The following is a 21,843-nucleotide window of genomic DNA, read 5'->3' on the forward strand; positions in this document are numbered from 1 at the left end:
GCTGTTTTTAATAATGATAGCGCTAACTACTCTCAGGCTTTGTATTTTAGCTGAAGGCTAATAGGTTATATATGCTGAGCCTTATGTGTTTTTTTATCTGATTATAATAATGGCTTAGTTGATGTTTGTTCAATATTTAAGTCGAGTAGGTTAGTTTTAGAACGATAATTTCTTTGTTAATTTATTTCCCCTCCTTTCAGTGCTCACATATTTAAAAGCCGTTATAGCACGGTCTTTCCCTCATGTAATTCCTTGTAGAAATGAATATCCTACGTGTTATTCACTACCTTAGTGTTAACTTCTTTTTTTATATAATTAAATAGAAATTAATCACGGTTATGAACATCGAACGCAAAGCGTAACATGCGCTAAAATACAGATTCATGATAATCGCACTGTACGATGCTCTGGTCTTTGACCTCGATGATGAGAACGTGGAAGTTGGTTAATGCTCTCTTTTAGGTTAGCCAATATTAATGTTGTCATTCCCCATAATTACATATTTTGTTCGACTGTCGTCAGGGATTTGTTGCATAAGCAGGTAGACCGTATTAACTAGATAAACTAAATGTGATCTAACCTCAGAGCAAGCAGGGTACCAGTATTATACTGGGGGAGAGATCGTTTTCTAAATTGGTGCGATAACAGCTAATAGTATGGTCATCTCTTGCTACTCAGCTCTCGCATGTAGATGTATGCGGCTCAGATGAAGGATATGAAGGTTGTAATGCCTTAATTTTGAGAAATTATCATGATTTTTATTGCCATTTTCTTGGTGTTGCCCTGTTCTGTTCTATAGTGGTATACATCATTGGATGATAAAAGTGGTGGTATAAGATGCTCTTAGAAAGGGAGATTCTTGTTCTTCAGTGCTCGAGCGGCTTGAGAGTGCTGGGCAATCTTCATGCTAACTGGACCTTGATAAGGTATAAGTGCTTGGAAGCCGCCGGGCAGTACCTTGCTCATTCGACAGCATCCGTGGGCATCCTTGACTGTAGTGGTGCAGAGCAACCCGATCCTAAATTAGAAAGTTGGCTGGATAGTTACAAGGGTATATTTTGGGTAGCTGTGTTATCAAAGTGCCAACTTGCTAGGAAAGAATGGCAGCTGTTTGTGGCAACGCATTGCTATGACTATCACACAATCCCTATCTCTGAAGAAAAATTATTTATTACCATAGGTCGCGCTTATGGTATGACAAGCCTTAAAAACAACTTGAATCTGCCGTTTCATCGAGGCCAAGTTATTGGGGGGCACGATAGTTTTAAAAAAATATTACGGCAGCTTCATCGTCACTCAGGAGGAGGACTCACTCTTTATGGTGAATCCGGAACAGGTAAGCGTTTACTTGCCAAAACTTGGGCTAATATTAAAGGCTTTAGATTTTTAGAGTTAAATACAAAATCACATGATAATGAACTTGATGATTATGTATCAAAGTTAGGCGGTATATTTAAAGAGAGTGTCAATGACCCGTATTGTTTTTATATTAATAATGTAGAGTTGTTGTCGAAATATATGCAGAATCACATATGTAGTTTAATTTCAAATGACTCTTGTAATGCGAGTCATTGTGATTTTGTGTTTTGTTGTGGTGTAGATTTTGAGGAAATAGAAGGGGTGGGTTTATTTTCTCCAGAATTTCTTATATTACTGAAAAAAAACTGGCTAGTGTTACCGCCGTTACGAGAAAGAGGTCAAGATAAGCTTGTTTTAGCAAAACATTATCTTTATAAAATAAGTCGAGAGCAAAAAAAAAGGCTGCTCGGTTTTTCTCATGATGCTGAACAAGCCATTCTCAAGTATGATTGGCTGGGTAATGTAACTGAGCTGATTGAGAAAGTAATGCTCGGAGTATCTGCTTGTGAAGATAATTATTTAAGCGCTGAGCTAATGGGCTTAGAAGATGAGCGAGCCCTACACGAATACACGAATCTGAGTTTGCTAGAGGCAAGGGAAGAGGCTGAAGCGCTGGCGATTAAGAGAGCACTAAATCTAGTATCTGGGCGCCCAGGGCAGGCTGCCGAATTGCTTGGTATTTCTAGGGCTTCGTTGTATCGGTTGATAACAAGATATGGAATCAGGAGATAAACATGGAAAGAACAATAATATCAGCAAGTCTACTGCTCTTCGCAGTCAGTACGGCCCAGGCACAAGATAGACAGGTTGTGGATACAGTGGCCAACGCGCTTAAGGCACAGGGAGTGATGACGGCCCAAGGTAAATTTGAGCTAGAGCCATCATTTAGTTATTCACAAAATAGTGCTAATCGTATTTCTATTCTTGGCTTTACTCAAGTGCCTGCACTACTTGTCGGAATAATAGAAGCAGAAGATGCGGATTACACCACTTTTACGGGGGCTTTGGCGGTGCGCTATGGCTTGACCAACCGTATTGAGCTGGAGTTAAGGGCACCTTGGGTTTATCGTTATGACTCTATTACCAAGCGAGTAGCATCACAAAACGATGAAACCAAAACCTTGACCTCTAGTGGCGGTGGCTTGGGTGATATAGAAGCGGCAGTACGGTATCAATTTAATCTGGAATCGGCGCCTTATTGGATTGGTGGTCTAAGGGTTAAATCTGATACCGGTCGCTCGCCCTTTGAGCAAGCGCTAGATGAGAATGGGATCTTTAAAGACCCTGCCACTGGTTCTGGTTCTTGGTCACTTGAGCCCAGTTTGACCATGATCTACCCTCTCGACCCCGCCGTTATATTTGTCACTGGTGGTTATACGTGGAACATGGAAACAGATGCGGCCAGATTTGATATAACAAGAGATGGGGAGACCGCGGGTGATGGGAGCGCCGGCGACTTTGACGTCGTCCGTTTGCCTGGGACTAATAAAGTGGATTTAGGCGACAGTTTCTTTCTCGGCATGGGTATGGGTTTTGCCGTTAACGATCGCTTGTCTTTTAGTCTTGGCATCAATCACAGAACCGTGCTTGAATCGTCGCTTAATGGTAGAAAATCTGGTGAGGTATTACAAATCGACAGCTTAACCACCGGCTTTTCGTTGGCTCTTAACGAAAGAACCTCTCTTAACTGGAGTCTACAGGCTGGTTTAACTGAAGATGCGCCAGACGTACAATTGAATTTTGGTATACCTATCAGATTTTGATATAAAAAATAGAAAGCTAGTGAAACTATAAAGTAAGGGCCGGATAACCGGCCCTTATTAATTTTCTTTACAGAAATCTATTGCGGCTTATTAGGATGATTAGGGAAGCTTTCGCTGCCTAAAATTTTACCCTCTACTTCGGTACCGTAATAGCTGGTTTTGCCGTGAAATTCTTTACGGGTTTCGGCCACATCACCTTTAGTGCGGGGGTCTTGTGGACGGTCGCGCGTGTCCAGATACATGGCTACGTCCCACGCTTGCTGGTCGGTCAGCTTATTAGGTTGGCCTAGAGGCATATTGTGCTTAATAAAATCGGCGGCGGTGTTGACGCGCTGCATACCCGCACCCCAGTTATAGGTATCTGGGCCCCATAATGGAGGGAATACATAGCGATTATTAACCTGCTGACCTTCGCCGTTTTCACCGTGACACACAGAGCACTCTTGCTCAAACACGGCCTTGCCGCGCGCAATGTCTGGGGCTTGTTCTGGCTCAGGCGTGGTTGGATAGGCACGGCCCACTAGTGCTGGCTCTTTGCTACCACCCTTATCTAAATATGCTTTCATAAAGGGGAAGTCTTCACGCTTGCCGCCTTTGAGCAGCTCTGCGTCGCTCGGCACTGCCATATCTTTAGGATCAAAGTCTTCACCGGTAAGCGTGCCTTGCGCCAACCAATAGGCATAGGCAGATAAGTCTATTAGGGCATCGGATCCATAGTCAGGAGAGGCCCCGTTCATGGAGAACATAAAGCAGCCTTGCATCCGCTCTTCAAAAGAGTTGATGCGGTTGTTCTTCGCGCGAAACACCGGGTAACTCATATAGGCGGCCCACAGTGGCGCAGAGTTTTCTTTACGCCCTGCATCGGTGTGGCAGTTCACGCAGTTAAGGCCGTTACCGGTATATTGTGGTGATAAGCTCTGGGTATCCACGAAGTTTTTGTAACCACGTAATACTTTTTCACCAAACTCACCTTCGGGCAACTTATCCCAGCCCGGGGGGCGAGGGTAAGTTTCTGCAGTTTGATTGGGCAGCTGATCTTGCACGGCCAGTTTATTGGCATCGGCTTCTGTAGCAGAAACTGAGCCTGCGCTGATCAAGGCCAAGCTGACCAATAGCGACGAATAAGAGAGTTTCAGCATTATTTAGCCTCCACATTGGCAAAGTATTGGGCGACGGCAGTGATTTCTTCCGCCGTCAGCTTCTTGGCCATCACGCCCATAATGCCGTTTACATCACCGGCACGTGTCCCTGCTTGCCAAGCTTTAAGCTGACTTTCGATATAATCCGCATGCTGACCTGCCAAATGTGGGAAAGAGTCACCTACTCCCACGCCTTCCGGGCCATGGCAAGCTACACAGCTCGGTAAGTCTCGCTCCCAGTCGCCTAAGTAAGCCAGCTTTTCACCTAAGTCGGTTATTTCTTGGGGATTTTTCTCACCACGAAATGCGGGCTGGGTTGGCTGTGGCAGCGTTAAACTGGCAAACCATTCACTGGTGGCCTGAATGCCGGCCTCATCCAACATCATGGCCATGGGTTTCATAATGGCGTTTTGGCGCTCATCGGTTTGAAAATGCTTTAGCTGAGTGGCTAAATAAGCCGCTGGCATACCGGCAATCGAGGGCGCCAAATTGGGCATGCCTAACCCCGTCGTTTGGTGACAAGCGACACAAGCGGCTGCTTGAGGAGGCATATCGGCTTGAGCCGAAAATGCCGATATTGCCAAGGCACTGGCGAAGAATACGAGTTTTTTCATAATTGTTATCCTAACGTTATGCTGCTGAGCGTATTCTAGGATTGTAAAGGTACGGGCGATATACGTACTTCCCACATAACCTTAGTAGATCTGAATAACAACATACACTTAGATCACAAGTCAGCAACATTTATGTGGCCAGGGTCAACAGACCCTAAGATAGCTATTGCTCACGCCAGTGCAGCCACAAGCGGGTATCTAGTTCGAACTGATGATAATCAGGCTCCATGTGGCAACATAATTGATAGAAAGCCTTGTTGTGCTCTTTCTCACGAAAGTGGGCTAATTCGTGTACCACTATCATGCGCAAAAACTCCGGGGGCGCGCTTTTAAATAGCGCCGCCACCTTGATGCTATTATGGGCTTTTAGCTTGTTGCCTTGCACTCGGGATTGATAGGTGTGCAGGCCAAGCGCGTGCTTAACTATCTGCAATTTACTGTCATAACTCACTTGCGACAGCGGTGAGGACTTGCGCATATATTGATTTTTTAGCTCGGTCACATACTGATACAAGGCTTTATCACTTTGTATTTGATGTAAGTCTGGATACTTGTTTTCCAGGTAAGCGCCTAAGCGGCCTTGGCTTATCAATAGCCCCGCTTGAGTTTGAATTTGCTCTGGATAATGAGCGATGTATTTTAAGGTGGTCACGGGATTAAACCTGCAAGGGGTGAAGAGTGAATGGTAAAGAGTGAAGGGTAAAGAGTGAAGAGGACGGGCCAAACACTAAGCCGTCGGGTGGCGAGCTCTTACCATAAATATCTTGTTTACGTGGGACAAGAGCCGAAAAGCCTAGATGGGTAAGAGCTCGCTCTAGATGCACTTGTGCTTAGCCTTTACTCATAAAAGCTCCTTTTAGATTTTATCTCTATTTTTCCGAGTTCTTCCGTGGGTTTCGTTGCTAATAGGTCTAAGTCTTGATTTTTATCTCGTCCGCTTCACGCTTTACTCCTCACCCTGTGCGTCGTTTTCCCACCCGCCACCGAGCGCCTTGATCAGATCGAGCGTGGCGCTAAATTGACTTTGCCGCAAGTTAACCAGTTGCTCGTCGGCGCTAAACAGGGTGCGCTGGGCATCCAGTAATAACAAGAGCTCGTCGGCACCGGCGCGATAGCGGATATCGGTAAGATCTAAGGTGTGCTGGGCATCGTCCACGATACGCTGTTGTTGTGCGATTTGTGCTTGGCTAAGCGCCAAGTTGCCCAAGGCATCTTCGGTTTCTTTTAGCGCCTGCAGTATGGCTTTTTGATAATTGAGCACTAACTCTCGTTGGCGCGCTTCGCTGATTTTAACCTGACTACGCAGTCGACCGCCATCAAACAGGATTTGGCTTAAGCTGGCACCTAACCCCAAGGTATTAACGGGGTTGGCCAGTGACAATAAGGCCTGACTGGCTAAACCACCACTGCCGGTGAGTTGTACTGAGGGTAGCAGGGCGGCGCGGGCGGCACTGACATTGGCATCAGCGGCTTGCAGTTGCGCTTCGGCGGCGGCCAGATCAGGGCGGCGAGTGAGCAATTCACTGGGCAGGCCCGGCGCGAGGCGTGGCAGCGCCAACTCGGCCAGCGGCTGTGATGCCAAATGATAATCTTGGGGTGCACGACCCAGCAGTATGGCCAGTGCCGATTCGGTTTGGCGGCGTTGTTCACGCAGCGGCAGTAAGCTGGCTTGCTGACTGGCCACGGCACCGCGTTGGCGGTAAAAATCGCTTAAGGTGGCGGCGCCATACTTATATTTGGCCTCGACGATGGCGAAGTTACTCTCGGCGGTGGCCAAGTTTTTTTCATTGATACGAATTCGTTCATCCAGCGTTAGCAGCTGTACCCAAGCGTTGGCCACGCCTGTGGTCAGCATAAGTTGGGCACTGGCTAAGTCATATTCGCTGATGGCCAAGCCGGCGGCCGCCGCTTGGCGCTGGGCGCTCAGCTTGCCCCATAAGTCCAGCTCATAGCTGATGCCCAGATTGGCTCGGCTGCTCTCTTGCGAGCCATGTTGTTGCCAGCTTTTATCGCTACCCGCACCCAGATTTAAACTCGGAAATAAGGAGGCGTTGGCGCCTTGCACTTGTGCTTCGGCTTGCATAATTCGCTCGGCGGCAATCAGCACATCTGGGTTGGCGCTAAGGGCTGTGGTGATCAAATCAGTTAAGACAGGAGAATTAAAATCCAGCCACCAAGCTTGATGCAGTGCTTGGTTTTGGTTGGATGTAGGCGTGGATGTGCTCCACTGGCTGGCCATTTTGTAGACGATGTCAGGACGGTCGCTGGTGTCAGTGCTGGCACAGCCAGCCAACAGCAGCGCACAAAACAGCGGTGATAAAGCCCAAGATGAATGACGTGATAAATGAGGCATTAAACGAGACCTTAAATGAGACCTTAAATTAGGCATGGTAACTCCGAAGCTTATTCTGAAGAGAGCGCAACCACAGGATCTAGCTGCGCGGCTTTGCGTGCCGGCAGCCAGCCAAAGACTAAGCCGGTAGCAAAGGCGCAGCCAAAGGCGAGCAATACCGGTGCGAGTGAAAAATAAACCGGAATACCCACGGCGCCTAAGATGGCGGTAGCCGCCAAGCCCAAGGCCACGCCGATGGCGCCGCCCAAGGCTGAGACCACTAAGGCTTCTATTAAAAACTGCTGCAAAATATGCCGCGTGTGGGCGCCGGTCGCCATGCGAATGCCGATTTCTCGGGTTCGCTCGCTGACGCTGACCAACATGATATTCATCACACCAATGCCGCCTACCAATAGCGAAATAGCGGCAATGGATCCCAACAGCCAGGTAAATGTCTGAGTGGTGGCTGAGACGGTATCTATGATGGAAGACATGTTGCGGATTTGAAAATCTTCCCCGCCGTGGCGCGCCACCAGCAGTCGGTTAATATCGGCCTCGGTGTCATTGATGTGCGCAACGTCGCTCACCGAGACGGTAATGCTGCGTAAAAACTGCTGGCCAAATAACCTCAAGCCACCTGTGGTGTAAGGCACAAACACCACATCGTCTTGGTCTTGGCCCCACGGCGAGGCGCCTTTGGCGCTCATCACGCCGATCACCTGAAACAGGTTGGTGTTTACCATTACATATTTCCCCAACGGATCCTGATTGGGGAATAATACCTCGGCGACGGATTTACCGATCACGGCGACGGTGGCGTAACTTTGCTCATCAGCTTCACTAAAGAAGGTGCCTTCTGTGAGCGGCCACAGGCGAGCACGGGGAAAATCCGCCGAGGTGCCGTTAATTTCTGGGCTGTGATCCAGATTGCCGTAACGCAGGGTTGCGGTGCCACCAATTTCTGGCACGACCGCATCGACGTTTGGCAGCTCTTTGATGGCCTCCATGTCGGCGGCTACTAAGGTGGAGGTGGTGCGCCGGCCAAACTGATTGGGCGCACCGGGGTGCACCGATAATAAATTACTGCCCATGGCGCTGATGCTTTGCACTATTTCTTGCTGGGAGCCGTTACCGATTGCCAGCATAGTAATAACCGAGGCCACGCCGATCACTATGCCAAGCAGGGTGAGGGCGGCGCGAAACAGATTACTGCTCAGCGCTCCGAGTGCGGTGCGTACCGCTTCAAATAATTCTGCCGCCAGCGAGCTGTGACCGTGGGGTTTAGCCGGTAACTCAGGCACGGCAGCTTGAGCGCTAGGGCCGGGGTCTGCCACAATCAGACCGTCGCTGATCTCGATGCGTCTGTCCGCAAGGGCTGCGACTTTGGGATCGTGAGTAATTAAAATCACCGTATGGCCAGAGCGCGCTAAGTTGGTGAGTAGCACCATTACATCTTTGCCGCTTTGGCTATCGAGCGCACCCGTGGGTTCATCCGCTAGGATAATCTCGCCGCCGTTCATTAAGGCGCGTGCAATCGATACTCGCTGCTGTTGACCGCCGGAGAGTTGATTGGGTTTATTCTCTAAACGTTCGGCTAGGCCTAAGGTGGTAAGTAATTGCTCGGCCTTAAGCTGGCGCTCAGCCCGAGACAAGCCCGAATACACGGCCGGTACCGCCACGTTGTCCCGTGCACTCACGCCGGCCAGCAAATGATAGCTTTGAAACACGAAACCGAAGGTATCGCGGCGCAGCTCGGCGAGTTGGTCACGACTCAGGCTGGCCACATCTCGGCCCAGCAGGCGGTACTCACCGCTAGTGGGTTTATCCAAGCAGCCCAAAATATTCATTAAGGTCGACTTGCCGGAGCCTGAGCTGCCCATGATGGCCACAAACTCACCGCGATTAATGGTGACATCTACGCCTTTAAGCACGGTCGTCATCAGCTCACCGCTGCCATAGGCTTTGGTGATGCCCTTTAGCTGGATTAAGGGCGTTCTCATATGCGCATCCTTGCGCCCGTTCTGGCGGGGGCGTTATTTTTGTTACTGCTTGCAGCTTGGATCTGCACTTGCTCACCTATGGCGAGACCTTCGGTAATAGCCGCATGAATTCGATTACTGACGCCCACCTGCACGTTGCGAATTTCTGGCTGGCCCTTGGCATTCACCACAGTCACTTGAGCCTTAGTGCGATCAGATGGGTCAGAAAAAGCCAGTGCCGACATGGGCACTAATAACGCATCTTTAGCTTCTGTCAGCACGAAGAATACTTGGGTGGTCATTTGTGACATCAAGGCGCCATCGGGATTGTCGATATCGAACAAGGCGTTATAGAGCACCACATTATTTTCGATAACGGGGGTGGGCTCAATCTTGCGCAGTGTGCTGTACCAGCGCTTTCTTGAGTCGCCGAGGGTAGTGAAATATACCTTCATGCCGGGGGTTAGTTTGCTTACATCGGCCTCTGACACTTTGGCTGCCACCGTCATCACCGCTAAATCGGCGATGCGCATTAGCACCGGCGACTGCTGACTGGCGTTTAAGGTTTGGCCTTGGCGAGCATCGATTTGCACCACTGTGCCGGCCATGGGCGCCACTACTTTGGCATAGCTGAGGTTGGCTTCATCGGCGCGCAAGCTGGACTCAGTTTGCGCAATTTGTGCGGTGAGCGCTTCTACCTGTGCTTGTGCCGAACGTAGCCCAGCCTCGGCACTTTGCACGCTTTCTTTGGCGGTGGCGTTGGCGGCCAACAAATTATGCTGGCGAGTATGCTGTAGTTGCGCCAAAGTCAGCTGGGCTTCGCGGTCTTTAAGCTGTGCCTTTTGGGCGCGCAATTGGGCACGGCTGGCGTCCACTTGGGCCACGTATACGGTGGGGTCTATCTCGGCCAGCAAGCTGTCTTGCTCAACCTTATCACCTACTTCTACGGCGATGACTTTTAACTGGCCCGATACCTGAGCGCCCACGTCTACGTAACCGCTGGGCTGCAAGGTGCCGGTAGCGGTCACTTGATCTAATAAATCGCCTTTTTCTACGGTTACAGTTAAGGGGGGCGCTTTAGGTTTGCCTAACCAATCGCTGCCAAAATAGGCGTATAAGCCGAGCACTAAGAGCGCTAAAACCAAGCCTGAGATAAGTATTTTTTTCATTTTTAGATCCCAAATCAACATTAGGCAGTATGACCAAACAGGGCGGTGCCAGCGCCGCGCACAGCTGAGTATTGTAGAAGCTGCTATTCAAACAGCTAATTGTCACTCAAGTGTGTCAAGAGGTTACTTAAAGGTGGGTAAGAGTAAATAATGAGGAGGGAGATTATTACAGAGAGCTAAAAGCAAAAATGAGCGCCGGTTCAAGAGCGCTCACTTTATAAACAACCAATAGAAAAGCTAGGCCAGACTAAGTAACTGCTGCTGAGATTGTGCTTGCGCCGCCTTGCCGTAAACGCCAGCAATCACCTGATTTCTTTGCTCCATCTGGCCATTGGCATCTTTGGCAGTTGGCGTGTCAGTGGCAATGTCGGTTTGTGATTTAGTGGTTTTAGCAGCCGTGGCAGAGGTGTCAGTGGTTGATGGTGCCGATGTTGCTGAGGCAGTCGGCGCATCAACAGTGGCTTTGTCTGTCATTGACTTATCATCAGCACTGGGCTCATTTTCTTGCTGTAGTTCGGCTCTGGCTTCAACGATAAGTTGATCGGCACGGGATGCGGCATTTTTATCGGCACTCGAAGGTTCGGCTGGTGCCAGAGCTGCCGCTTTCACTTGCTGCATCTTTTCTATGGTGGCGTTAGGGTCTCCAGCAATAGGCGAGAGGTCAGCCGAGACGGAGCCTTCAACCACATACTGTTTACCATCGGGCCCTGTTTCATATTCGTAGCTGGGAGTGCCTGTATGTTGTCCGCCAACGCTGGCGTGTTGTTGCTCGTGTACCCGAACTTCTTGGTCACGTTGTTGAAGTTGGAGCAGCTCTTCTTGCTGTTCCATGGTGAGCTCTTTGCCCGCCGCGTTTTTCTGCGAGCTAGCGGTAGAAGCTTGGTCTGCTTCATCAGTAGCTTCGCCGCCTTTAGCTTCCGCCGTTTTAGCCTCAGCTTCGTCACCGTTTGGCGCGGTTACTTTTTCCGCACTCTCGGTCTGACCTTGGCGATTATAAAGCTCGGATGCTGCTTTCTGCTCGGATGACGTAAAGTGATCCGTTGCCGACTGTCGAGTAGAAGACTGAGCCGTTTCGTTAACGGGCTCTATCAGCGGACGCTGGGCATTGTCTTGCTGGATCTGGCTAGCAGCCAGTGGCAGGGCTGGGGGGAACAGCTCTTGATTTGAATGAGGTATCTGCATATTACACCCGAATATCAATAAGCGTGCCGAGCATCTCATCTGCAGTGTTAATGCTTTTTACATTAGCACCTGCGTGTAGCTCGGCGGCTTTAAGTTGAATAAGGCTGTCGGTGACGGTTTTTTTACTGGCATCCACAAACTGATCCGGATTAACCGCGGAGCGAGTTGAAGATTCATTGGTGAGTGAATTAATGTTCGCTCGGCTGATATTAAGAGAAGCCTCGGTCACGCTGTCAGCCGCGCGCTGAAAACCTTGGATACCGCTCGAAAATGGCGATTGAATATTCATACGCGCCTCTTAATAAATACCGAAGTAATGACTGATTATTGACCATAATGGACACAATTGGAAGCCATTCTCTCCTTGTTGAGTCACAACTGTGCAATAGCATTAAAGCAGGGCACCCAGATAATAGGTGCTCTGTTATAAGCATTTATAGTTCGGTTCTTAACGCCTTGGCCAGTTGTTGGGCACTGGTAAAGGCCGCTTCTACGCGCCCGCCTAAACACCAATCGCCACAGGCGGCTAATTTTGCAGGAGCGTTTAACACAAACTCGCAATCCGGATCAGGCACGTCAGCACTTAAGGCATACCGCCAGCGGTGCAGTTGTGTACTGGTAATAGCTGCAGGGTTCACCCTCGTGAGCGCACAAAAATGTTCAATTAACAGCTGCTTAACCGTTTCTTGGTCATCTTCTAAATGCGCGGCCGCCCACTCATCACTGCTGTGGGCGACCACAGTGCCTGCATTGATATTACGGCCCGGTAGTCGGTGGTTAAAGCTAATCCAGCGAAGTGGTGAATTATTTACTTTGGCCGCATCAAAGTGCGGCAGGTCGGCGTCATTGATGGTCAGTAACAGCGCATAACAGGGCAGCATTTGATAGCGGGCCAAAGTATCACCTAACAAGCGCGCAGGCAGTAGCTCTTGAGTTTGTGGTAATGGTGCCGAGCTAACTACCCAATCAAACTCACCCAATAACTGGCCGTTGTCATCAAACAGCTGCCAGCCACCGTTATGCGCCACCACTTGCTCAACGCGAGTGCTTAAATGGATATCTAAATCTTGGCCTAGCGCTTTTAGCAGGCTATTCATGCCGGGTGCAGCCACATAATGAGGTTCAAACCAAGGGCGTTTATACGGCGCTTGGTCGGGGCTTAAAGTGGTAATGTTCGGTTGCCATTCCACTACTGTGCCGCTACTGATTAAAGGCGCGAGCAGGGTTTGAAAAGCTTTGCTACGAGCGGTAAAAAACTGCGCACCGTGATCCCATTGATGAGTATCATTGCGGCGAGTCGACATGCGACCACCGAGGCCCCGTGCTTTTTCATACAAGGTAATGTGGGCATCGGCGCTTAGCTCGCGCGCCAAGGTTAACCCGGCTAAACCGGCGCCGATAATGGCAATATTGGGTTTCATATTATTCCTTGTTATCTGCCAGCAAGCAGGCTTGTACGTGAGGTTGGCGTTTATACCAAACTAAAAACAGCTTATACCCTAAAGCTAATAAACTGCGAAATGGCGCAAAACGGGCTAATTTCGCCAAGCCGCGCAATTTAGGCACGGTTTGCCATAACAACACCATGGCATCTACTCCTGTGTGCAGTTGGCAATGTTCATCTAATAGATGCAGCTTTTGCAGACACTGAGCCTGAGTTAAGCCCGCCGCGAGTAGCTGCTCTTCTTGTTGCCAAATATCGAACCACAGCACTGAATTTGTATTCGCGTGGCGGCGATAGAAGGCAATCTCTCTGTCACATAAACCACAACGACCGTCATAAAATACGCTGAGCATGCTTTTCTCTCTCGGCTCGGTGGGAGCTCGAATTAATAAGATGACTGTTAGCTTTGACCTTGGCAGTGCTTAATATCTTTCGTCATTAGGAGGTTTATTTAGCGATATTAAGCATAAAGCGTCGCGGCAGAAGTCAGTAAGCAAGTAATAAAAAAGACCGCCGTAGCGGTCTTATCATTAAGCGAGATTGATTAGAGATTGATTAAAGAGTGCTGAGCGTTATTTTGCTGCCCACTCGGGAGCATTTTGGCTGAGTGTTTTACGGCTCGGCCATAAACCAATCACTACCTGCCAAGTCACAGCTAAAGCACCGACGATAAACACGATATCACCGAAGGTACGCACCCAACGCAAGGTTTGCAGCAAGCCTTGTTGCATAAAACTTTCGCTGCGGGCGTACCACAAGCCTTCGCTGGCGCTGGCCACAAACTGGATAAAGCCCACCGGTAACAAGCTGGTGAATAGCATCAGTATTAAGCCTGCGTTTAACCACCAGAAGGCAGTTTTCATCAGCGTCTCGTTAAACACCAAGTTGGGGCGAATATAGCGCAGCACCATCAGTGTGAAACCCAATGCCAAGAAGCCATATACACCAAACAGAGCGGCGTGGGCGTGAGCAGCCGTAGTGTTTAAACCTTGGATATAATAAAGCGCAATCGGTGGGTTAATCATAAAGCCCAACACGCCAGCACCTAACATGTTCCAGAAGGCGACCGCGACGAAGAACATTAACGGCCACTTCACTTTTTCCATCCAAGGCGCGCTCTTTCTTAAGCTCCAGTTTTCCCAAGCTTCGTAGCCCATCACTACCAAGGGCACGACTTCCAGTGCACTAAAGGTGGCACCCACCGCCATCACCGGCGTAGTAGTACCGGAGAAGTACATGTGGTGGAAAGTACCGGGTACGCCACCAATTAAGAACAAAGAGGCAGACGCCAAGCTGGCAACGGTGGCCATACGCTTAGAGATCAAGCCCATGTTGTAGAAGATAAAGGCTAAGGCTACGGCGGCGAACACTTCAAAGAAGCCTTCTACCCACAGGTGCACTATCCACCAGCGCCAGTATTCCATCACCGAAATATGGGTACGTTCGCCGTAGAAGAAACCGGCACCATAAAATAGACCAATGGCGATTACCGAGGCGGTTAACAAGATCAGCATGTGCTTTTCGCCGGGCTGGCGCAGTGCCGGCACCATGCCGCGTAACATCAACACTAACCAGAGTACTAAGCCAATAAACTTACCAATCTGCCAAGCGCGGCCTAAGTCTACGTATTCGTAACCTTGATGACCCAGCCAGAAGTTTAAGTTTGGCGGCATGATTTGCGCGATAGCTAAGTAGTTACCGGCGAAGCTGCCAACGACTACGGCAATCAATGCCCAGAACAGGATATCAACACCGAGTTTTTGGAACTTAGGATCTTTGCCGCCATTGATAATAGGGGCAAGGAACAAGCCCGCCGCTAAGAAACCGGTGGCAATCCAGAACAAGGCGCTTTGTAAGTGCCAAGTACGCAACAAGCTATAAGGGAACCATTTAGACAGCTCAAAGCCGTAAAAATGCTGACCTTCTACGGTGTAGTGCGCGGTGGCGCCACCCATCATGATCTGAAAGGTAAACAAGGCCACTACCAAGAATAGGTATTTGCCCAAGGATTTTTGCGATGGCGTCAGTTTAAAGGTGGTTAACGGATCTTGAATCGGTGCTGCAGGCGCTTTCTCGTCTTCGTTACGCAAGAAGGCCCAAGCCCAGATAAAACCGCCCACACCGGCCACTAAGAGCACGATACTGATTAACGACCACACCACGTTTTCGGCGGTGGGTTTGTTATCAATTAAGGGCTCCGGTGGCCAGTTATTGGTGTAAGTAGCGGCACCTGGGGTGCGCTCAGTGCCGGCAGTCCAGGCGGTCCAGAAGAAGAAATTAGTCATGTCGGTGCGGCGTTCGGCGCTCGGCAAGGTGTTTTCTTTCATGGCAAAGCTTTGGCGTGAGCTTTGATATTCAGGATCGTCACCAAACAAGCTGTGGTAATAGGCGGCGGTCTCGGCCATGGCGGCTGCACGCAAATCCGATACCACTAATACATCAGTGTCTATGTTGTAGGTATTGGTGCGGTACTCTTTTTTCAGGCGACTGTTCAGCACGGCTTGCTGATCATCAGTTAAGTCCGCGAAGTGTTGGCCGTATTCATCGACACTGGCGATGTCTAACCAAGCAACCAATTCACGATGTAACCAATCGGCAGTCCAGTCTGGCGCTTGGTAAGCACCGTGGCCGTAAATAGAGCCCAACTGCATACCACCCACCGATTGCCAGGCGGTTTGACCGTCTAAAATGCCATCTTTGGTGGTTAATAAGGTGCCACTCTCGGTGATCACTTGGCCAGGAATAGGCGGGGCGGTACGGTACACTTCTCGGCCAAAATAACCGAGTACGGCAAAGCTAACAGTAAGAACGATGATTAATATCGTCCATAGGCGGCGATAGTTAGCCATGGTTCACCTCCTTGGGTGCGTCAATAAAAGCAAGAAAATCTGGTGCAAACAAAATATTATTCTCTAAGTAAATGTGCTGATTAAGGTCGTTGATGAAGGTGTTGAGCTGGGCATACAGTGCCTGCCAACTGCCACAAGCGCCGACTGGTGGAGTCAGGTTATGAGTTAGCGACTGCAATTGAGAAAGCGCGACACTGTGGTCGTCGTGCTCGCGGCGCATCACGGCAATCGGCCCAGTCGTTTGGGCGCTTAAACCCCGTTTCAGTAGCGGAAATAAAATTTGCTCTTCCTTTTGCATATGGCTCTCTAGCTCTTGGTGGAGCACATTAATGTGCTCGGCCAAGCCATGAGGGCATTGGGGGTGGTCGGCGTGTACGCCTTCTATGAGGCGAGCTAAGCGGTTTAATTCCGTTAGTTGTTCTCGGTGCACCGCATGGTATCGCACCAAAAGGTGGTCAATTAGCGGTCCTGCAGCGAGCCAATCTTGCCCGTCTGCGCTCCAAGTCGTCTTATTTAACTGTGGGTGAGCTGGCTGCATCTTTAATTCCTTTTGGTCACGATAAAATGCGAATGTGTCATTTATATAGCAAGCAGAGTGCCAACTTTTAAGTCTTTTATTATCAGTGCTTTAATAAAAACATGGTAAATCTGACCCCTTTATATTAAGGTCATTTAAACCCTATTAAGGTAAATATCACCCTGTGTTATATGAGCTTTTACTGGCGGACTTAACCGCTGATTTACCCAGTGCGGTGCGGTTGCAAAAATTAGTGCACACTTTGCGTGAGTTTTTTGGTGCCGGTGCCGTGTGTTTACTGCGTTTAGAAGAAGATGCGCTAAGTCCTGTAGCCCTTGACGGCCTTGTGCAAGAGGCCATAGGACGGCGATTTTTAGTGGCTAAGCATCCGAGATTGGCGGCTATTTTGGCCCAGCGCGGCACGGTTTCCTTTGCTCCGGACTCTACTCTTCCCGATCCCTACGACGGTTTGTTAGAGCACAAGGTGGGTGAGCCGCTGCAAGTTCACGACTGCATGGGCATTAGCTTGTATGTGGAAGGCAACTTGTGGGGCGTGCTAACGTTAGATGCGCCGCGCGCCGGCACCTTTGATGGGGCCGCCAAAGATTACTTGCAGCGCTTGGCATTGGCGGTATCGGCGGCGATCCGCATGACACGGCTGGAACAAGAAGTACGCAGTTTGCGCTTGGTACGCCAAGATGCGCCCGACCAAGAGCGTGACCAACGGCAAAGCATGATCTTGGGCCAAAGCACCGGGCTTAAAGACTTGCTGCGCGAGATTGAGGTGGTGGCGGACTCAGAATTACCGGTGCTGCTCACCGGAGAAACCGGCGTGGGTAAAGACTTGTTTGCCCATCGGCTGCATCAGCTATCACGGCGGCGTCGCCAGCCATTAGTGCAGGTCAATTGCGCCGCCTTGCCGGAATCATTAGCAGAAAGTGAATTATTTGGCCATGTGAAAGGTGCATTTTCAGGCGCGCTTCATGCGCGTGCTGGGCGCTTTGAAGCCGCCGATGGCGGCACTTTGTTCTTGGATGAAGTAGGCGAGTTGCCGCTGAGTATTCAGGCCAAGTTATTGCGTACCCTACAAAATGGGGAAATTCAGCGTCTAGGGGAAGATACGCCGCGCAAGGTGGATGTGCGGATCATCGCCGCCACCAATCGCCAGCTACACGATAGCGTGCGCGAGGGCCATTTTAGGGCGGACTTGTATCATCGCTTGTCGGTTTATCCGGTGCCTATTCCGCCGCTGCGTGCACGGGGTCGTGATGTATTAGTGCTGGCAGGGCACTTTTTGGAGCTTAATCGTACGCGCTTAGGGGTGCGCAGCTTGCGGTTATCTGCCGCATCCGAGCTGGCGTTGTGCCGTTATAGCTGGCCGGGTAACGTGCGGGAATTAGAGCATGTGATCAGTCGCGCGGCCATCAAGGCCATCAGTCGTGGTGCGGCCCGCGAAGACATTATTACCTTAGAGCCCGAGTTATTAGACTTAGCATTAGGCGCCATCAACGTCTGCGCAGTGGATGGTGAGCTAATGGTGGATGCCAATGCGCTCAGTCATGATGCCATCGCGGTAAGCCAAGTAGAGCCCGCGATGAATAATAATGCGGCCATGAGTTTGCAACTGGCCACCTTTCAAGCCCAGCGCCAAGCTATCGAGTCGGCTTTAGCACACAGCAAAGGCAACTGGGCCAAGGCGGCCCGGCAGCTAGAAGTGGATTCCAGCAACTTACATAAGTTAGCCAAAAGATTGGGAATGAAAGAGGAGTAGCGGCCAGCTAAAAAAGACGTTAGACAGCTCATCAACATTTTTGCCACGGAATCCACGGACAAGAGCAAAGGCTTAGTTTTTATAAGGTCTTAACTCATAAAATCACTTTTCGTAGTTATCTCTATTTTCTGTGTATTCCGTGTTCTTCCGTGGCAAAAATAGCTATGGCTTTAATGTTGTCTCATGCTCTTCACGTTTTATTTCAGCTAATCCGGAAATGCCAAATCTCGCAAGAACAGGGCGATTTGTGGGAAGGTAATAATCAGCCCGGCCGCGACCACCAACATAAAAATAAAGGGCGGGGTGCCGCGTATCACTTCCATATAGGGTCGCTTAAAGATAGCGATGGCGGTAAAAATATCACAGCCAAAGGGCGGCGTGGCGGAGCCAATGGCCACCTGCAAGGTAATTAATACCCCCACCAATACCGGATCTAAACCTGTGGCGGCAATGGCTGGCGCAAAAATGGGCGTCAGTACCAAAATCACCACTATGGGATCCACAAACATACAGGCAATAAAGAAGGCGATGCTAATGGCGACCATTACCCCGATGGGGCCGGCGTCGTTCACCCCGACCGACTCTAAAATGGCTTGCGGTACTTGAGCAAAGGACAGTATCCAAGAAAAGCCATTGCCCACTGCCACCAGAATAAAGACCACGGCGGTGATCATGCCCGTGGATTTAGCTATCTGATAAAGCTGGGGCAACTTGAGCGAGCGAAACACCACAAATTCGAGCAAGAAGGCATACAGCACACACACGGCGGCGGCTTCGGTGGGGCTAAAAATACCGCCGTAAATACCGCCGACAATAATCACCGGGAAAAACAGCGGCCATAATGCGCGGCGTGAGGCGGTTAAACGCTCAGGCCAGCTGGCTTTGGGCTCGGTGGGTACATTGTTTTTGTGGGCGTAATACAAGCAATACAGTGAGAACATCACCAAAATCAGCAAGCCAGGTCCTATGCCGGCAATAAACAGCTCGGCAATGGAGGTTTTCGAGACCACGCCATAAATAATCATGCCGATACTGGGCGGGATCAAAAAGGCGATATCACTGGCGTTGATGATTAGCGCCAAGGTAAAGGAGTCGGAATAACCAGCCTTGAGCATTTTGGGGCGCAACGGCGAGCCCACGGCTACCACTGTGGCTTGCGTGGAGCCAGACACGGCGCCAAACAGTGTGCAAGAGGTGGCGGTACTAATGGCCAGTCCGCCTTTAATGTGGCCAATAAAGGCCATCACCATATTGATCAATCGGTCAGCCGATTGGCCGCGGGTCATGATATCTGCGGCCAAAATAAACATCGGCACCGCAATCAAGGAGGCAGGTCGAATGCCGGCCATCATTTGCTGCACAAAGGTGCCCATCTGACCAAAGCCGTCGAACATCATCACAAAGCCCACTACCGAGGCGACGATCAGCGGGATCATCATGGGGAAGCCTAATAGCAGTAGGATAATCATGATGGCCATTAATAGAGTTGCCATGGTTTATGCCTTTTTATGGTTACTTTTACAGTTGTTTTTTTATCGCTATTAAAACCAAGCTGACGGTGTACAGGTGCCGCTATGTTTTTGTGCCGTTTTTTGTTTCATTTACGGTGTCAGTATCCGCATAGCCGTCTACCACGCCGGTAGATAAATATACTTCAGCGCTGGTGAAATTCTTCACCGCCGTCAATAGATACTGAATGCCGGTTACGGTAAAACCGATGGGCGCCCAGATATAAATCCACCAAATTTTAAAACCTAATGCCGGCAGAATTCGGCCCCGGCTATGCAGGGTCTTAATGTATTCGTAAGCGTGATAAGCCAAGAAAAACATCACGGCTGCAGTAAAGAGGGCGATGAAAATCATCAATATTTTTCTGAATTCGGCTGGTAGCGCGTCATATAAAGCAGACATACGAATATGGCGACCATGACGGGCCGCATAACCAATGCCGGCGAAGGTGATAAAGATAATTAAGATGCGGTTTATTTCACCGGAGAAGAAGAAGCCTTCGCCAAACACAAAACGAGCAATCACGTTGGTGCAGGTATTAATGGCCATTAGCAATACGCCGGCGGCTAGCATTAGGGCCTCGCCGCGGGCAATCCATTCATCGATAATGCCCAGTACACCCGGTAAGCCGGAGCGATAGGCGGGGATATCGTCTGCTAATTCAGAGCTTGATTCAGAGTTAGACTCAGACATAATTTTTTGACCTTCCACAATCTATATCATTAAGTTAAGCAGTACTGCTGCGAAAGACCTGATTAAATTCAGTAAGCGGGCCATCGATTAAACGTGTGGCTGCTAAAACAAAACCCCACCGGTGAGGTGGGGTTTGGGCATCGATAACAATTATAAGTCTTTAAGATCTTGCTTAAATTGCTGCAATAGCGCTTTGCCACTGTCGCCTGCCATCTCAATGAACTTGTCTTCTACTTGAGGCGCGCGTGCTTTAAAGGCCTCTATCTGTTCATCGTTTAAGCGGGTGACGGTGACTTTCTTACTGCTGTCGGTAATTTTTTTCAGTGAGCTGTCTGCCAGGCCGTCTATGTGTTCGAGGATTTCTTCAAAAGCGTAGTCGGCTGCTTTTTGCACTAAGGTCTGATCTTCTTTAGATAAGTCATTGTAGAAGTCTTGGTTGGCCATCATGGCGGTGGTAAACCAGCCGTGACCGGTAAAAATTAGGTTCGGTGACACTTCATATAATTTGCCGGACTCAATCCAGAAGATGGGGTTTTCGTGACCTTGGATCATATTGGTTTGCAAGGCACCGTACACTTCACCCCACGGTAATGGCGTGGGCGTAGCACCAAAAGCGGAGTAGGTTTCTGACAACAGCGGGTTGGTCATGACCCGAATTTTCTTGTTGTTCAGTTCTTCTGGAGTAGTGGCGATTTCATCTAAGGTGACCACCATTTCGCCTTCGGGATACATCTTCAGCAGTTCTAAGCCATTTTGGGCATAGAGCTTGGGAAAGTCTTCGTTAATGGCCTTACTGTCGCGAAAGAACTTCACCACAGTGCTCATATCGGTGGGCAGCAGATAGGGTATAAAGAAGATTTGTGCTTCAGGGATAAGCGCGCCCGTGAAACCGGGAGATTGGTTAACAAAGTTCAGTATGCCTGCCTGAGTTTGTTCCATGATGTCGTCAGACTCGCCCAGCTCACCAAAGCGATAGACCTTAAGCGTGTGATCGGAATTTTCTTCAATATATTCTTTGAATTTGTAGGCGTATACATCCTGCACGTCGCCTTCATATTCTTCGTGGGCATAGCGCCAATTGGCGGCTTGAGCGGCAGTACAGGTGAATAATGCCAGCGCAGATAAGCCCGTGAGCTGTTTTAACGTACGCTTTAATTGATATTGCTTGTTCATTAAGCACTCTCCATGGTTTAGAGCAATTGTGTCGAGTAATAGCGTCGAGCAATTGTTTCGTGTTCTAACGTCCTGGTTATGTAACAGACTGACAAAAGAAAAACCAAGAGGCAAGAAATCTATGGCATTAAGTTTACTTTATTGAGCTTAGTCGAGGTTTGGCGTCCGCTGTTTGCTAAAAAAAGCACAGTTTGCTTAATTTTTTACGGGGTTGTGGCTAATTGGTAATCGCTTTTTAGCTAAAGCGCTTCATTTAGATGCCAAGCAGCTGATTAGACGCTAAATACGGCTTGAGCTAAGTGTAGGCTAGGGTTACTGCATCATACGAAGAGTAATATGGTTTCATCACT

The 21,843-nt window shown here is 49.5% G+C and carries 18 protein-coding genes; 3 read left to right on the plus strand and 15 right to left on the minus strand.

What is annotated here, in order from left to right; genetic code table 11:
- The first annotated feature begins 837 nt into the window (after positions 1–837).
- Both CBP31_RS09160 and CBP31_RS09165 read left to right on the plus strand, forming a co-directional pair.
- Positions 838–2,091, plus strand: coding sequence for a VpsR-related response regulator (locus CBP31_RS09160; protein WP_087036565.1), 1,254 nt, complete (start codon positions 838–840; stop codon positions 2,089–2,091).
- Positions 2,092–2,093: 2 nt separating this feature from the next.
- Positions 2,094–3,122 carry a hypothetical protein gene (locus tag CBP31_RS09165; RefSeq protein WP_087036568.1) on the plus strand — a complete coding sequence of 343 codons (1,029 nt, stop codon included), beginning with the start codon at positions 2,094–2,096 and terminating at the stop codon, positions 3,120–3,122.
- A gap of 77 nt (positions 3,123–3,199) precedes the next feature.
- On the opposite strand, the gene CBP31_RS09170 is transcribed toward CBP31_RS09165, so the two are convergent.
- From CBP31_RS09170 to CBP31_RS09225, 12 genes are all read right to left on the minus strand, one after another.
- On the minus strand, positions 3,200–4,261 hold the full coding sequence (locus CBP31_RS09170) for a c-type cytochrome (protein ID WP_087036572.1): 1,062 nt from the start codon (positions 4,259–4,261) through the stop codon (positions 3,200–3,202).
- Positions 4,261–4,875, minus strand: coding sequence for a c-type cytochrome (locus tag CBP31_RS09175; protein ID WP_087036575.1), 615 nt, complete (start codon positions 4,873–4,875; stop codon positions 4,261–4,263). The genes CBP31_RS09170 and CBP31_RS09175 overlap by 1 nt, the downstream gene beginning before the upstream one ends.
- A 163-nt stretch (positions 4,876–5,038) precedes the next feature.
- Positions 5,039–5,527, minus strand: a complete 489-nt coding sequence (locus CBP31_RS09180; protein ID WP_087036577.1) for a M48 family metallopeptidase — start codon at positions 5,525–5,527, stop codon at positions 5,039–5,041.
- A gap of 294 nt (positions 5,528–5,821) precedes the next feature.
- Positions 5,822–7,228 carry an efflux transporter outer membrane subunit gene (locus tag CBP31_RS09185; protein WP_087036580.1) on the minus strand — a complete coding sequence of 469 codons (1,407 nt, stop codon included), beginning with the start codon at positions 7,226–7,228 and terminating at the stop codon, positions 5,822–5,824.
- A gap of 50 nt (positions 7,229–7,278) precedes the next feature.
- Positions 7,279–9,207, minus strand: coding sequence for a MacB family efflux pump subunit (locus CBP31_RS09190; RefSeq protein ID WP_087036582.1), 1,929 nt, complete (start codon positions 9,205–9,207; stop codon positions 7,279–7,281).
- Positions 9,204–10,355 (minus strand): efflux RND transporter periplasmic adaptor subunit, encoded by a 1,152-nt coding sequence (locus CBP31_RS09195; RefSeq protein WP_174664630.1) that lies wholly within the window; start codon positions 10,353–10,355, stop codon positions 9,204–9,206. The genes CBP31_RS09190 and CBP31_RS09195 overlap by 4 nt, the downstream gene beginning before the upstream one ends.
- A gap of 237 nt (positions 10,356–10,592) precedes the next feature.
- Positions 10,593–11,537: a putative metalloprotease CJM1_0395 family protein gene (locus CBP31_RS09200; protein ID WP_087036588.1), complete on the minus strand. Its 945-nt coding sequence runs from the start codon at positions 11,535–11,537 to the stop codon at positions 10,593–10,595.
- 1 nt (position 11,538) lies between these two features.
- Complete coding sequence (locus CBP31_RS09205) at positions 11,539–11,826, minus strand: hypothetical protein (protein ID WP_087036590.1); 288 nt, start codon at positions 11,824–11,826, stop codon at positions 11,539–11,541.
- 145 nt (positions 11,827–11,971) lie between these two features.
- The gene (locus tag CBP31_RS09210) at positions 11,972–12,958 is read right to left on the minus strand and encodes an NAD(P)/FAD-dependent oxidoreductase (protein ID WP_087036593.1); all 987 of its coding nucleotides are present in this window, start codon (positions 12,956–12,958) and stop codon (positions 11,972–11,974) included.
- Position 12,959: 1 nt separating this feature from the next.
- Positions 12,960–13,334, minus strand: coding sequence for a thiol-disulfide oxidoreductase DCC family protein (locus CBP31_RS09215; RefSeq protein ID WP_087036596.1), 375 nt, complete (start codon positions 13,332–13,334; stop codon positions 12,960–12,962).
- A 219-nt stretch (positions 13,335–13,553) separates the two neighbouring features.
- Positions 13,554–15,830, minus strand: coding sequence for a nitric-oxide reductase large subunit (locus CBP31_RS09220; protein WP_087036599.1), 2,277 nt, complete (start codon positions 15,828–15,830; stop codon positions 13,554–13,556).
- Positions 15,823–16,368 (minus strand): hemerythrin domain-containing protein, encoded by a 546-nt coding sequence (locus tag CBP31_RS09225; protein ID WP_087036602.1) that lies wholly within the window; start codon positions 16,366–16,368, stop codon positions 15,823–15,825. Before CBP31_RS09225 ends, CBP31_RS09220 begins: the two co-directional genes overlap by 8 nt.
- A 163-nt stretch (positions 16,369–16,531) precedes the next feature.
- Between CBP31_RS09225 and norR the strand changes: the two genes are divergently transcribed.
- Entirely contained in the window at positions 16,532–18,118 is a 1,587-nt protein-coding gene (norR, locus tag CBP31_RS09230; protein ID WP_087036605.1) for a nitric oxide reductase transcriptional regulator NorR, read from the plus strand.
- 206 nt (positions 18,119–18,324) lie between these two features.
- On the opposite strand, the gene CBP31_RS09235 is transcribed toward norR, so the two are convergent.
- The 3 genes from CBP31_RS09235 to CBP31_RS09245 all read right to left on the minus strand — a co-directional run bounded on the left by CBP31_RS09235 (position 18,325) and on the right by CBP31_RS09245 (position 21,493).
- Positions 18,325–19,611 (minus strand): TRAP transporter large permease, encoded by a 1,287-nt coding sequence (locus CBP31_RS09235; protein WP_087036608.1) that lies wholly within the window; start codon positions 19,609–19,611, stop codon positions 18,325–18,327.
- Positions 19,612–19,690: 79 nt separating this feature from the next.
- Positions 19,691–20,320, minus strand: coding sequence for a TRAP transporter small permease (locus CBP31_RS09240; protein ID WP_087038683.1), 630 nt, complete (start codon positions 20,318–20,320; stop codon positions 19,691–19,693).
- A gap of 150 nt (positions 20,321–20,470) precedes the next feature.
- Complete coding sequence (locus CBP31_RS09245) at positions 20,471–21,493, minus strand: TRAP transporter substrate-binding protein (protein WP_087036611.1); 1,023 nt, start codon at positions 21,491–21,493, stop codon at positions 20,471–20,473.
- Positions 21,494–21,843: the final 350 nt, after the last annotated feature.

This window comes from Oceanisphaera profunda (assembly GCF_002157895.1).
In the GTDB taxonomy this organism is placed as follows: Bacteria; Pseudomonadota; Gammaproteobacteria; order Enterobacterales; family Aeromonadaceae; genus Oceanimonas; species Oceanimonas profunda.

Coding starts and splice junctions, on each gene's coding strand:
- CBP31_RS09160 (WP_087036565.1), top strand. CDS start 838: ATGCTCTTAGAAAGGGAGATTCTTGTTCTTCAGTGCTCGAGCGGCTTG.
- CBP31_RS09165 (WP_087036568.1), top strand. CDS start 2,094: ATGGAAAGAACAATAATATCAGCAAGTCTACTGCTCTTCGCAGTCAGT.
- CBP31_RS09170 (WP_087036572.1), bottom strand. CDS start 4,261: ATGCTGAAACTCTCTTATTCGTCGCTATTGGTCAGCTTGGCCTTGATC.
- CBP31_RS09175 (WP_087036575.1), bottom strand. CDS start 4,875: ATGAAAAAACTCGTATTCTTCGCCAGTGCCTTGGCAATATCGGCATTT.
- CBP31_RS09185 (WP_087036580.1), bottom strand. CDS start 7,228: ATGCCTCATTTATCACGTCATTCATCTTGGGCTTTATCACCGCTGTTT.
- CBP31_RS09190 (WP_087036582.1), bottom strand. CDS start 9,207: ATGAGAACGCCCTTAATCCAGCTAAAGGGCATCACCAAAGCCTATGGC.
- CBP31_RS09195 (WP_174664630.1), bottom strand. CDS start 10,355: ATGAAAAAAATACTTATCTCAGGCTTGGTTTTAGCGCTCTTAGTGCTC.
- CBP31_RS09200 (WP_087036588.1), bottom strand. CDS start 11,537: ATGCAGATACCTCATTCAAATCAAGAGCTGTTCCCCCCAGCCCTGCCA.
- CBP31_RS09205 (WP_087036590.1), bottom strand. CDS start 11,826: ATGAATATTCAATCGCCATTTTCGAGCGGTATCCAAGGTTTTCAGCGC.
- CBP31_RS09210 (WP_087036593.1), bottom strand. CDS start 12,958: ATGAAACCCAATATTGCCATTATCGGCGCCGGTTTAGCCGGGTTAACC.
- CBP31_RS09215 (WP_087036596.1), bottom strand. CDS start 13,334: ATGCTCAGCGTATTTTATGACGGTCGTTGTGGTTTATGTGACAGAGAG.
- CBP31_RS09220 (WP_087036599.1), bottom strand. CDS start 15,830: ATGGCTAACTATCGCCGCCTATGGACGATATTAATCATCGTTCTTACT.
- CBP31_RS09225 (WP_087036602.1), bottom strand. CDS start 16,368: ATGCAGCCAGCTCACCCACAGTTAAATAAGACGACTTGGAGCGCAGAC.
- CBP31_RS09235 (WP_087036608.1), bottom strand. CDS start 19,611: ATGGCAACTCTATTAATGGCCATCATGATTATCCTACTGCTATTAGGC.
- CBP31_RS09240 (WP_087038683.1), bottom strand. CDS start 20,320: ATGTCTGAGTCTAACTCTGAATCAAGCTCTGAATTAGCAGACGATATC.
- CBP31_RS09245 (WP_087036611.1), bottom strand. CDS start 21,493: ATGAACAAGCAATATCAATTAAAGCGTACGTTAAAACAGCTCACGGGC.